Origin of the sequence: Streptomyces sp. NPDC005551 (assembly GCF_042871785.1) — a bacterium.
Taxonomy (GTDB): Bacteria; Actinomycetota; Actinomycetes; order Streptomycetales; family Streptomycetaceae; genus Streptomyces.
The window spans coordinates 536,975-549,326 of the sequence record NZ_JBIAJE010000002.1; the positions used below are offsets into that span (position 1 = coordinate 536,975).

Here is a 12,352-nt window from a genome sequence, read left to right on the forward strand (position 1 = left end):
GAGGTCTGTTTCCCCGGGCAACACCGGCACGCGCCCCGGCCATTCCCGGGTGCCCGCGGTCAGGAGCACATGGCAGGATCGGTCCTGTTCACGCGTACCGATCACGTCACGAAGGAGTGCCGCCCGTGCCCGGTGAGAATCTGTCCCGCGACGAAGCCAGGGAGCGGGCCGCGCTGCTGTCCGTCGACGGGTACGAGGTGTCCCTCGACCTGCGGTCCGCCGTGGGGGACGCCGGGAGCGAGCCGCGCACCTTCCGGTCCGTGACCACCGTCCGGTTCCGCTGCGCCGAGCCCGGCGCCGCCACGTTCGCCGACCTGATCGCCCCGAGCGTGACCGCCGTCTCGCTGAACGGCCGGGACCTGGACCCCGGTGCCGTCTTCGACGGTGCGCGGATCCGGCTGGAGGACCTCGCCGCCGAGAACGTGCTGGTCGTCGACGCCCAGTGCGCCTACTCCCGTACCGGCGAGGGCATGCACCGCTTCGTCGACCCGGAGGACGGCGAGGTCTACCTGTACACGCAGTACGAGCCCGCCGACTCCCGCCGCGTCTTCGCCACCTTCGAGCAGCCCGACCTCAAGGCGCCCTTCCGCGCCGAGGTGCGGGCCCCCGAGGGCTGGACGGCGTGGAGCAACGGCATCGGCGAACTGACGGACGGTGTCTGGAGGTTCGCCGAGACGAAGCCGATCTCGACGTACATCACCGCGTTCGTCGTCGGTCCGTACCACTACGTCACGGACCGCTACGTGCGCACCCTCGACGACGGTACGACGCTGGAGATCCCGCTCGGCGCGATGTGCCGCAAGGGCCTCGCCCCGCACTTCGACGCGGACGACGTCTTCCTCGTCACCAAGCAGGGCCTGGACTTCTTCCACGACCACTTCGACTACCCGTACCCCTTCGGGAAGTACGACCAGGCGTTCGTGCCCGAGTACAACCTCGGCGCGATGGAGAACCCCGGACTCGTCACCTTCCGGGAGGAGTTCATCTTCCGCGGCAAGGTGACGCAGGCGTCGTACGAGCGGCGCGCCAATGTCGTCCTGCACGAGATGGCGCACATGTGGTTCGGCGACCTGGTCACCATGCAGTGGTGGGACGACCTGTGGCTCAAGGAGTCCTTCGCCGACTTCATGGGCAGCTTCTCGATGGTCGAGGCGACCCGGTTCACCGACGGCTGGATCACCTTCGCCAACAACCGCAAGGCGTGGGCGTACCGCGCCGACCAGCTGCCGTCCACGCATCCGGTCACGGCCGACATCCGTGACCTGGAGGACGCCAAGCTCAACTTCGACGGCATCACGTACGCCAAGGGCGCGTCCGTGCTCAAGCAGCTGGTGGCGTACGTCGGCCGGGACGCGTTCCTCGAAGGCGCCCGCCGCTACTTCAAGCGGCACGCGTACGGCAACACCCGCCTGGGCGACCTGCTGTCGGTGCTGGAGGAGACCAGCGGGCGCGACCTGGCCGCCTGGTCGCGGGCCTGGCTGCAGACCGCCGGCGTCAACTCCCTGACCCCGCAGGTGATCCTGAACGCGGAGGGCCGGATCACGGAGCTGGCCGTCGTCCAGGAGGCACCGGAGTCGCACCCCGAGGTGCGGCCGCACCGGGTGGCGGTGGGCCTGTACCGGCGCTCGTCCGGCGGTGCCGTGGAGCGGTACGCGCGCGCCGAGGTGGACGTCGAGGGCCCGCGCACCGTCGTCGGTGAACTCGCCGGCGCCGAGGCGCCCGACCTGGTCCTGGTCAACGACGACGACCTGACGTACTGCAAGGTGCGCTTCGACGAGAACTCGCTGGCGACGCTGCGCGAGCGGCTGGGCGAGATCGCCGACCCGCTCGCCCGCGCCCTGTGCTGGTCCGCTCTGTGGAACCTCACCCGCGACGGGCTCATGCCGGCCCGGGACTTCATCGGGCTGGTGCTGCGGTTCGCCGGGCGCGAGTCCGACATCGGCGTGCTCCAGATGCTGCACGCCTGGGCGTACTCGGCGCTCACCCACTACGCGGCGCCCGTCTGGCGGCCCGAGGGCGGCCGGCTGCTCGCGGACGGCGCGCTGAAGGAGCTGCGGATCTCGGAGCCGGGCAGTCAGGAACAGCTCACCTGGGCCCGGTTCCTCGCCCGCGTCGCGTCCGGCGCGTCCGATCTCCAGCTGCTGAAGGGGCTGGTGGAGGGCACGGCCAGGATCGACGGCCTGGACGTCGACCAGGAGCTGCGGTGGGCGTTCCTGGAGCCGCTCGCCGCGGCCGGTGAGGCCGACGAGTCGGTGCTGGCCGCCGAGCTGGCCCGGGACGACACCGCGTCCGGCAAGCGGCACCAGGTGCGCTGCCTGGCGGCCCGCCCGTCGGCGGCGGTCAAGGCGCAGGCCTGGGCGTCCGTCGTGGAGTCCGACGCGCTGTCGAACGCGCTGGTCGAGGCGACCATCGCGGGCTTCGGCCGGCCGTCCCAGCGCGAACTGACCGCGCCGTACACGGCGAAGTACTTCGAGGCGATCGAGCGCGTGTGGGCGGAGCGTTCCATCCAGATCGGGATGGACGTCGTCCGGGGCCTGTTCCCGGCGCTGCAGGACTCCCCCATGACGCTGGACGCGACGGACGCGTGGCTGTCCGCGCACGAGGAGGCGCCGCCCGCGCTGCGCCGCCTGGTCCTGGAGGCACGGGACGACCTGGCGCGCTCCCTGCGCGCCCAGGCGTGCGACGCGGCCGCGGGCTAGCCGTCCCTGTTCCCCCGGAGGGCACCGGTCTCGCCGGTGCCCTCCGGCACCACGGGAACAGCGGTCACCGGATACCCGCACGCACGGCCGCGACTGTGGCGGCCCCCGGCCGGACCTGCCGTTTTCGGCAGTCGAACGTCCGTACTTTAGGATGGGCTTGTCCTGATTCGTCGACGGACGTGTAACAGCGGTTAAGGAAGCGGTCACGGGCGGAAGGCTCGGGGGCATGACGCACAACACCCCGCTCTCCCCCCGCCCCCTCCGTCACCTGTCCGAGGTGCAGCGGCGCGTGCTGAGCACCGCACAGCTGCGGGCGCGCGGAGTGACCGCCGCCGAGGTGAACGAGCAGTGCCGTCCGGGCGGCCCGTGGCAGCGGATCCTTCCCGGGGTCCACGTCCTGCACCCGGGCCCGCCCTCCGGCGAGGAGCGGCTGCACGCGGTCCTGATGTACGCGGCCCGCTCCCCGCTGCGGGCGGCGGTGCCCGGCGTCCCGGTCCAGCCGGGCGCGGCGGAGCCGCGCCGTCCGGCGTACCCGGACGTGTTGGTCACCGGTCTCGCCGCCCTCGCGCTGCACGGCTTCTCCGGCACGCCCCCGTTGTCCTCCCTGGAGCGGATCGACGTCCTGGTCCCCCGGCTGCGGCGGCTGCGCTCGACGGGCTGCGCGCGGATCGTGCGCACCGCGGTGCTGCCGGTCCCGGAGCAGGTCACGGGTGTGCCGCTCGCCCCGGTGCCGCGGGCCGTCGCCGATGCCGTGGCCGAGCCTTCGGACCCGGCGACGGTGCGCGGGCTGCTCACGGAGGCGGTGCGCGGCGGCCACTGCGAACCCGCCGCGCTGGTACGGGAGCTGACGCAGGCCAGGCTGCTGAACCGGCCGCACGTGGTGGACGCCGTGGACTCGTTGCTGGCGGAGGGCCGTTCGGTCGCCGAGGAACGCCTGCACCGCATGGTGCGCGAGTACGGCCTGCCCGACCCGGTGTGGAACGTGGACCTGCGGCTGCCGGGCGGCCCGCACCTGGGCGGTCTCGACGCGTACTGGCCCGAGCAGGCGGTGGCGGTGGAGCTGGACACCCGCGCGCCCCGCCAGGGCCTCGGGCAGGAAGACGACGCGCTGTGGTCGGAGTACGCCCGCAAGCGGGAGCACCTGGAGCGGCTGGGCATCACGGTCGTCCACATCACCCCGCGCAAGCTGCGGGACGCGAGGGAGCAGCAGGCGGCGGTCGTGCGCACCGCCCTGATGGCGGCGGGCGACCGTGATCCGGCGGCACATGTCGTGGTGCTGCCCCGGTAGTGGAGGACCGGGGACACCCGGAGGGGGGAGGAGGGGCCGCCGGACCGCCGGCGGCCCCTCCTCGTGCGTGCGGCCCCTCCTCGTGCGGGCGGCTCGTCCGCGGGCCCTACTCGCCGCAGTACTCCGCCTCGATCACGGCGTCGCTGTCCCCCGACCAGTCGCCGTTGAAGTTGAAGGCGAGGGAGTGCCGGCCGTCGGCGGTGGTGACGGCCTCCGAGTTGGAGCCGTGGATGCCGCCGCCGTGGCCCCAGACGTGCACGCCGCAGCTCAGTTCGCGGTCGATGAGGCCCAGGCCGTAACCGGCGCCCGGGATCTCGTCGACCCGGACGGTGGTCTTCATCTCCCTGAGCTGCTTCGGCGGGAGCAGCCTGCCGCGCAGCAGCGCGGAGTAGAAGCGGTTCAGGTCACGGGAGTCGGCGATCATCTCGCCCGCGGAGGAGGCGAGCGAGGGGTTGAGTTCGGTCACGTCGTACGTGGGCCCGGTCGTCGTCCCGGCGAGCTTGCCGTAGGCGCGGCTGCTGGGCGCGGGCACCTTGGGATACGTGCCGGGTACGAGGGTGGCGCGCAGCCCGAGCGGCTCGATGACGCGGCGGCGGATCTCGGCCGCGTACGGGTGACCGGTGGCCTCCTCGATCACCAGGCCGGCGAGAACGTAGTTGGTGTTGGAGTAGTGCCAGGACGTGCCCGGGGCGAAGTGCGGCTCGTGGTTCATCGCGAGGCCGACGAGCTGCCGGGGTGTCATCGTGTCGAAGCGGTGCCGGAGGAAGCCGTCCTTGAGGAAGTAGGTGCGGGTGAAGCCCTCGTCCTCCGTGTAGTTGTAGATGCCGCTGGTGTGGTTGAGGAGTTGCCGCAGCGTGATGCGGCCGCCGTCGTGGCCGTGGCCCCGCACGACGCCCGGGAGCCACTCGTCGACGGTGTCGTCCAGGGACAGCCGGCCCTCCGCCTCCAGTTGGAGCAGGACCGTCGCGACGAAGGTCTTGGTGATGCTGCCGACGCGGTACCGGTCGTCGGCGCGGCGGGGCGCGCCCGTCCTCAGGTCGCCGGTCCCCGAGGCCGCCTTCCAGGTGCCGTGCTCGTCCGCGGCCCGGGCGGCGACGCCCGGGACGCCGTCCCGCACGGCGGCGTCCATGGCCTGCCTGGTCGGCGTGTGCTCCCGTCCGGCGGGCGCCGCCGCCGCGGGCCCCGCCAGGGTCACGGCCACCGCCACCGCGGTCGCTCCCACCAGTCCCGTACGCACTGACACGTGTTCCCCCATCGTCCTGTTCCGTGAGACGTGCACGGTCAGGGGGAGGGACCCGGCGGGCGGGGCGGCAGTTGCCTGCCGCCCGGGCGGTTGAGTGCGTTTCAGCCCTTCTTGAGCACCAGTTCGGTGTTGCGGTCGCCGGGCGCGCCGGTCAGGTCGGTGCGGGCGCCCGGTGCGTTGAAGGACAGCTCGCGGTAGAGCGCCGCGAGGCCGGTCTGGGTGAGGTCGGCGTAGTCCGTGCGGTGCGGGGCCGCTGACTCGACGAGGGTGGTGAAGAGGGAGACCGTGCCGTCCTTGTTGTCCACGACCTCGATGACGCGGGCGAGTTGGGGGAAGTCGACGTGCGAGGCGGTGGAGATCTCCCAGAAGGAGCCGCCGCCCGACGCGGTGTGCGGGGTGATGTCGTTCTTGTGGCTGTGGCCGTTGACCCAGGCCAGCACGTTGCGGTGGCTGCCGAGAAGGGCGAGCAGTTCGGCGCCGCCGTGGCGCTTCTCGCCGGGGTGCGCGGGGTCGGCGCGCAGGTTGCGCATGGTCTTGCTGGTGTGGTGGCTGAAGACGATGACGTACGAGTCCTTGTTGTCGCGCAGGGTCCGCTCCAGCCAGCGCAGCTGCGCCGTGCCGACCGAGCCCTCGTAGTGGCCCCCGGGGTCGGTCGAGTCGAGGCTGACACCGAGGACGTCGTCGGCGATGCGGAAGGCGTAGTACTGGGTGCCCGCGGCGAGGTTGGCCTGGGAGTAGCCGTGGCCGACCGGGCCGGGGCCGGTGTGGGCGGGGTCGAGGTGCGCGGCGAGGTACTCGGCCGGGGTGAAGGGGGCGCGCGCCTCGTCGGGGGTGACCGCGCGCATGTGGCGGGCCTGGGACTCGAGTATCGCCCGGAAGTCGACGCCCTTGGGATCGCCGCCCCGCTTGACGTTCTTCCAGAGGGCGGCGCCCACGGTCTCGTCGAGGGTCATCAGCTTCCTGCCGCCGACGGCGAAGTCCGCGAAGAAGGAGTCGCCGGGCGCGTAGCAGCCGCCGGGCAGGGCGTCGTGGTTGCCGACGGTGGAGTACCACGGCAGGCCGAGGCCGGGGCTGCGCAGCTCGCGGACGGCCGCGTCGAGGAAGCCCCGGATGCGCGGGAACCCGTGCTGCTTGTCGGCGTCGCGCACGGCCGTGTCGGGTTGCCAGTACAGCTTGAGGTCGCTGTTCTGGACGCCTTCGTAGTGGCGCGGGTCCCCGGAGTTGGGGGTGATGCGGCCGCCGCTCATCACCTTCAGGAACCAGTCGAGTTCCGTCTTGGAGTTGTTGTCGGTGTTGTCGCCCGTGGTCATGACGAAGTGGAGCGGGGAGCCGGTGACGGGGGCTCCCCGCAGGGTGTTGACCCGCTCCACGAGGGAGACCGCGCCGGCCACCGACAGGGCTTCCTGCGGGCGCCAGGCGCTGGCGGTCTGGGCGCGCAGGTATTCGTAGCGCAGCGGGTGCTGCACGTCGACCAGATGCAGGTCGGTGAACTGGACGAAGGCGGCGAGTGCGGTGCGCCGTCCGGCGCGGCCCGTCCTCGGTGCGGCCAGCTCGCCGCGTACGACCCGCGGCCAGGCGGGGCCGTCGCCGAGCCGCCGGTAGCCGGAACCGCCGCGGGGCGCCGCGACCGAGCCGAGGGTGGTGCCGCGTGTGTAGGGCGCCAGGGGCGCGGCGGGCGCCCGGCGCGACATGGCGACGGGCGCCTGGCCCGCGGCGGCCGGTGCCCGACCGGCGGCGGCGTGTGCCTCGGCGCCGGGCCGCAGCGCGTACCCGATGCCCGCGGAGAGCGAGACCGCGCCGGCGGCGGCCAACAGGGCGCGGCGGTCGAGGGATGCGGTGGTGGCGGAGGCGGCGGCTGTGGCGACAGAGCGTATGCGCGACATGGCGCGATCTCCCCGAGTACGAACGCGTCGGCAGTGGTCGCGGGGTCTCGTCCGACGAAATCCCCGCTCACACTGGATCGTTGGCACTGGGAATGACCTGTGCGTTAACTCGGCAGCAACGCGCAGCGCCGATCACCGTACGTGGATCTCCGTGTGCCCTGCGCGGCCACGGACCCCCCTCCGAACGGCCGGGAGGCGGTCACTTCGCGTTCATCTTCCGGGGTACCCGGCCTATGTCCCGGCGTCGGCGGGCCGTCCCGAGGCCGGGCGCCCGCGCCACAGGGCGAGGCCGACGTCGACCAGATCGACGCGCTCCAGTGCGGCCACCGCGTCCAGTGGGTGCCAGGCCGCCATGTCCGTGGAGCCGTTGGTCTCGTGGCGCAGTTCGCCGCCGGTGATCCGGGCCTCGTAGACGATGCGCAGCCCGTGGAAGTCGGCGGTCCTGCCCAGCCGGCGCGGATGGGCGCGGCGGACGGAGTCGACGCCGAGGAGGGTCATGGGCTCCACGGCGTAGCCGGTCTCCTCCTCGGCCTCGCGGACGAGGGTGTCGTAGGGGTCCTCACCGTGGTCCATGCCGCCGCCGGGCAGGGTCCACCGCTTGCTGCCGTCGCCGGCGACCCAGCGGGCCAGCAGCAGCTGCCCGTCCCGTACACACACGGCGTAGGCCGCCACCCGCAGCTCCTCGCGCATGTGACGACGTTACGACAGCGCCGCTGCGCCCGCGGCTCGTGCGTCCCGCACTTCTTCGCCACCTCGCGGAACGGCACCCGCCGCTGGTGCCCGATGGCGGCGTGCGGTAACCGGGCGAAGGTGTCCCGCCACTACGCGCGCACGAAGGACGGCTGGGACCCGTGCCCGGTCGGCGGCAAGCCGCCGGGAATGCCCCTCCGTGTCCCGCTATGACCCCGGTGGCGTATGGCGGAAGTACGCCATGCCTTCATCCCGCCACGGTCAACTCTCCCCAAACAAGTGCCCCTTGGGTAAAGCTGAGCGGTCTTCCGGGTTCACATACCGGACTGATGTGATCGGCCCGATTCATCCCGGGTCCGTTCGCTCCACGCTCGTTCCTTTACCTACAAGGGATAGCTGATGACCCCCGAACCTCAGCGCGCTCCGATATCGGGCGCGAGACGCGTGGCCCGCGTGGCCGTGGCCGCAGGCCTGATGGCCGCGCTCTCCGCGGCCGGACCGATACCCATGGCCTTCGCCGCGGACCACGCACCCGCCACACCGGACCCGGGCACCAAGTCCGCGAGCGCCAAGCTCGGTTCGGCCGACGCCGACCTCCTCACGGAGGCCAAGGCCGAGGGCGCCAAGAACGTCACGATGATGATCGCCACCGCCCCCGGGCAGACCGAGCAGGTCGCCGACCGGCTGGACGCGGTGAAGGGCGGCTCCGTGGGCCGCACCTACGACAAGGTCGGCTACGTCCGCGCCACGGTCCCGACCGCGCAGGCCGACGCGGCCATCGCCGCCGCCGCGAAGCTCACCTCCGTGCACGGCATCGACCTGCGCCAGGAGATCGCGCTCGACGACCCGGCCCCGAGCGCCGACACGGCCAAGGGCGCCAAGGAGCAGGCCACCGCGACGGCCGCCTACCCGGCCCCCTCCAAGAGCACGCCCGCCGAGAACCCGTACAACCCGTCCTTCGAGACGGGCGCCGTCGACTTCGTGCAGGAACACCCGAAGGCGGACGGCCGGGGCATCACCATCGGCATCCTCGACTCCGGTGTCGACCTCGGGCACCCCGCGCTGCAGAAGACCACCACCGGTGAGCGCAAGATCGTCGACTGGGTCACCGCGACCGACCCGATCACCGACAGCGACCTCACCTGGCGCCGGATGACCAACCCGGTCACCGGCCCCGCCTTCACCTACGGCGGCGCCACCTGGAAGGCCCCGGCGGGCGACTACCAGGTCAGCATCTTCCGCGAGTCCGCCTCCGTCGGCGGCGACGCCAACGGCGACGCGAACCGCGACGGCGACACGACCGACGCCTGGGGCCTGCTGTACGACGCCAAGGCCGGCACGGTCCGCGTCGACCTGAACAACAACCAGGACTTCACCGACGACACGTCGATGAAGCCCTACAAGGACGGCTTCCAGACCGGCTACTTCGGCACCGACAACCCGGCGACCGACGTCGTCGAGCGGCAGCCGTTCGTCGTCGAGATCCGCAAGGACGTGCCGACCGACCCCTACGGCGGCGACTGGGTCGGCAAGAAGGCCGACTTCGTCAACATCGGCATCATCGAGTCCGAGCACGGCACGCACGTCGCGGGCATCACCGCCGCGCACGGCCTGTTCGGCGGCAAGATGAACGGTGCCGCGCCCGGCGCGAAGCTCGTCTCCTCGCGCGCCTGCACCTGGACCGGCGGCTGCACCAACGTCGCGCTCACCGAGGGCATGATCGACCTCGTCGCCAACCGCGGCGTCGACATCGTGAACATGTCCATCGGCGGTCTGCCCGCGCTCAACGACGGCAACAACGCGCGCGCCGAGCTCTACACGCGTCTCATCGACACCTACGGCGTCCAGCTGGTGATCTCCGCGGGCAACTCCGGCCCCGGCGCCAACACCATCGGCGACCCCGGCCTGGCCGACAAGGTCATCTCCGTCGGCGCGACCATCTCCAAGCGCACCTGGGCCGCCAACTACGGCTCCCAGGTGGAGAAGTCGTACGCGATGATGCCCTTCTCCTCGCGCGGTCCGCGTGAGGACGGCGGCTTCACGCCGACGATCAGCGCGCCCGGCGCGTCGATCAACACCACCCAGACCTGGCTGCCCGGCGGCCCGGTCGCCGAGGCCGGTTACTCGCTGCCCGCGGGCTACTCGATGCTCCAGGGCACGTCGATGGCGTCCCCGCAGGCCGCGGGCGCCTCGGCGCTGCTGCTGAGCGCCGCGAAGCAGAAGGGCATCGACCTCACCCCGGCCACGCTGCGCACCGCGCTGAACTCCACCGCCGACCACATCAAGGGTGTGCAGGCGTACGAGGAGGGTGCGGGCCTCATCAACATCGGGGACGCGTGGGAGTCCATCAAGGACGACGCCACCGCGCACACCTACACGGTCAAGGCACCGGTCGACACCGCGATCGACAACGCACTGAAGACCCCGGGCTTCGGCACCGGCCTGTACGACCGTGAGGGCGGCCTCAAGGCCGGCCAGTCCAAGACGTACGACGTCACCATCACCCGTACGTCGGGCCCCGACCGGGCGCTGCGCCACGAGCTGCACCTGGAGAACAACGCGGGCCGCACCTTCCGCATCGCGAGCTCCGACGAGGTCTCGCTGCCGCTGAACACGCCGGTCACCGTCAAGATCGCCGCCAAGCCGTCCTCGGCCGGCATCAAGAGCGCGATCCTCGAGGTCGACGACCCGCGTACCGAGGGCATCGACAAGCAGGTCCTGTCGACCGTCGTCGTCGCCGCGCCGCTCAAGTACACGTACTCCGCCGCGGGTACGGTGCAGCGCAACAGCAGCACGTCGTACTTCGTGACGGTCCCCGAGGGCGCCAAGTCCCTCGAGGTCGCGATGAGCGGGCTGAAGGACAAGAGCCAGACCCGCTTCGTCTCCATCCACCCGTACGGCGTTCCGGTCGACAACACCTCGACGCCCTACTGCTACAACAACTACCTCGACGGCAACGGCTGCAAGCCCGACGTGCGCGCGTACGCGGACCCGCAGGCCGGCGTCTGGGAGATCGAGGTCGAGTCGCGCCGTACGTCGCCGCTGCTCGACAACCCGTACAAGCTGGACGTCGCCGTGTTCGGCGCGGCCTTCGACCCGGCCGTCGTCACCGTCCCCGAGGCGAAGGTCGGCACCCCGGCCGCCGCCTCCTGGAAGGTGACGAACAACTTCGCGGCGCTCGACGGCACCCTCAAGGGCGGCCCGCTCGGCTCCTCCAAGACGGCGCGGCCGGCCATCGCCGAGGGCGCGACGCAGACCACGACGGTCGAGGTGCCCGCGGGCGCCAAGTCGCTCGACGTGGCCATCGGCAAGGTCTCCGACGCCGCCGCCGACCTGGACCTGACGGTGAAGAACGCCGCCGGGACGACGGTCGGCTCGTCGGCGGACGGCGACTCCGAGGAGGCCGTCTCCGTGCCCTCCCCGGCCGCCGGGACGTACACCATCGAGGTCGTGGGCTACGCGGTTCCCTCGGGCTCCACGGCGTACGACTACCAGGACGTGTTCTTCTCGTCCTCGCTCGGCGAGGTCACCGTCGACGGATCCGCGCCGGTCAAGCTCGGCACGGGTGACTCGGCGACGGTGTCCGCCTCGGTCACCGCCGCCGCCGCGGCCCCCGAGGGCCGCGAGTTCTTCGGCCAGGTCCAGCTGGTGAACGCCCGCGGCACGGTCGCGGGCCTCGGCAGCGTCAAGATCGAGAAGGTCACGCCGTAACCGACGGGTGACGGCAGAAGGGGCGGGCGTCCGTACGGGCGCCCGCCCCTTCGCGTCGCCGTCAGCCGGTGTCCCGCCGGGACTCCCGGCAGGTCAGTCCCCCGGCGCCCGGCAGCGCCCTCAGCAGCTCCTCGCGCGCCTCACCGACACCCCGGCCGACCACCCAGTCCTGCCCGTCCTGCGGACGCACCGGGATCCGGACGAGCGTGTACACCCCGGGCTTCAGGTCCTCGCGCGCGCCGCCGTCCAGAGTGACGGTGAGCGTCGGCCGGTCCTTCACCGACGCCTGCGGCCGGTAGTAACGCCTCACCTTCAGCACGACCCGGACGTCCCCGCCCGTCCCGGGCGCGATGCTCACCACGGTCCCCTCCGCGAGGACCCGCGAACAGGCGACACGCATCTCGGGCGAGTCCGCCGACGTGTCACCCGCCTTGCCGCCGCTGTCCTGCCGGCTCGCGGCCGACCCCGCCTTCGCGTCGTCGGCGGAACCCGTCCCGCCGCCGCCCTGCACCACGAGCCAGCCCATCCCGGTCACCACGGTGGCCGCGGCAGCCGCGGCCAGGGTGCCCAGAGCCAGAGTCAGCGGACGCCGGCCGCGGCCGCGGGGCGCCCGCACCGAAGCGCGCTCGACTCCGTCCACCGGGCCCGCCAGCGCGTCCCCGAGCGCGGTCAGCTGCCGCCGCAGCAGCGCCACGTCCGCCACCGCGGCGCGGTGCTCCGCCACGAGCCCGGCGTCGTCCCGCGCCGCCCGCGGCAGCGGCTCGCCCACGATCGCGGCCAGCAGCGCGTCCACGGCCGCAACGCCCGACTCGGCCGGCTTCTCCTCGTACCCGGCCAC

7 protein-coding genes and 1 pseudogene are annotated in these 12,352 nt (G+C 72.4%); 4 read left to right on the top strand and 4 right to left on the bottom strand.

Going from position 1 to position 12,352, the window contains the following annotated elements; all coding sequences use genetic code 11:
* Positions 1-125 precede the first annotated feature (125 nt).
* Together pepN and ACFYP4_RS06565 are read left to right on the top strand one after the other, a co-directional pair.
* Entirely contained in the window at positions 126-2,699 is a 2,574-nt protein-coding gene (pepN, locus tag ACFYP4_RS06560) for an aminopeptidase N (protein ID WP_388783354.1), read from the top strand.
* A 226-nt stretch (positions 2,700-2,925) separates the two neighbouring features.
* The gene (locus ACFYP4_RS06565; RefSeq protein WP_358849918.1) at positions 2,926-3,987 is read left to right on the top strand and encodes a hypothetical protein; all 1,062 of its coding nucleotides are present in this window, start codon (positions 2,926-2,928) and stop codon (positions 3,985-3,987) included.
* A 106-nt stretch (positions 3,988-4,093) separates the two neighbouring features.
* On the opposite strand, the gene ACFYP4_RS06570 is transcribed toward ACFYP4_RS06565, so the two are convergent.
* The 3 genes from ACFYP4_RS06570 to ACFYP4_RS06580 form a co-directional block, all read right to left on the bottom strand.
* Positions 4,094-5,242: a serine hydrolase domain-containing protein gene (locus tag ACFYP4_RS06570; protein ID WP_388783357.1), complete on the bottom strand. Its 1,149-nt coding sequence runs from the start codon at positions 5,240-5,242 to the stop codon at positions 4,094-4,096.
* Between the two features lie 89 nt (positions 5,243-5,331).
* The gene (locus ACFYP4_RS06575; RefSeq protein WP_388783360.1) at positions 5,332-7,113 is read right to left on the bottom strand and encodes a TIGR03767 family metallophosphoesterase; all 1,782 of its coding nucleotides are present in this window, start codon (positions 7,111-7,113) and stop codon (positions 5,332-5,334) included.
* 231 nt (positions 7,114-7,344) lie between these two features.
* Positions 7,345-7,803 carry an NUDIX hydrolase gene (locus ACFYP4_RS06580; RefSeq protein ID WP_358849915.1) on the bottom strand — a complete coding sequence of 153 codons (459 nt, stop codon included), beginning with the start codon at positions 7,801-7,803 and terminating at the stop codon, positions 7,345-7,347.
* A 12-nt stretch (positions 7,804-7,815) separates the two neighbouring features.
* On the opposite strand from ACFYP4_RS06580, the pseudogene ACFYP4_RS06585 reads away from it, so the two are divergent.
* Together ACFYP4_RS06585 and ACFYP4_RS06590 are read left to right on the top strand one after the other, a co-directional pair.
* A pseudogene (locus tag ACFYP4_RS06585) lies at positions 7,816-8,016 on the top strand (CGNR zinc finger domain-containing protein); the annotation flags it as partial.
* A gap of 186 nt (positions 8,017-8,202) precedes the next feature.
* Positions 8,203-11,514, top strand: a complete 3,312-nt coding sequence (locus ACFYP4_RS06590) for a S8 family serine peptidase (protein ID WP_358849914.1) — start codon at positions 8,203-8,205, stop codon at positions 11,512-11,514.
* Between the two features lie 61 nt (positions 11,515-11,575).
* Here the strand turns inward: ACFYP4_RS06590 and ACFYP4_RS06595 are convergent, their stop codons facing one another.
* Complete coding sequence (locus tag ACFYP4_RS06595) at positions 11,576-12,352, bottom strand: hypothetical protein (protein WP_388783363.1); 777 nt, start codon at positions 12,350-12,352, stop codon at positions 11,576-11,578.

What these genes read in the sequence shown, in the direction of transcription:
- ACFYP4_RS06565 (WP_358849918.1), top strand. Translation starts at nt 2,926, where the DNA reads ATGACGCACAACACCCCGCTCTCCCCCCGCCCCCTCCGTCACCTGTCC.
- ACFYP4_RS06570 (WP_388783357.1), bottom strand. Translation starts at nt 5,242, where the DNA reads ATGGGGGAACACGTGTCAGTGCGTACGGGACTGGTGGGAGCGACCGCG.
- ACFYP4_RS06575 (WP_388783360.1), bottom strand. Translation starts at nt 7,113, where the DNA reads ATGTCGCGCATACGCTCTGTCGCCACAGCCGCCGCCTCCGCCACCACC.
- ACFYP4_RS06580 (WP_358849915.1), bottom strand. Translation starts at nt 7,803, where the DNA reads ATGCGCGAGGAGCTGCGGGTGGCGGCCTACGCCGTGTGTGTACGGGAC.
- ACFYP4_RS06590 (WP_358849914.1), top strand. Translation starts at nt 8,203, where the DNA reads ATGACCCCCGAACCTCAGCGCGCTCCGATATCGGGCGCGAGACGCGTG.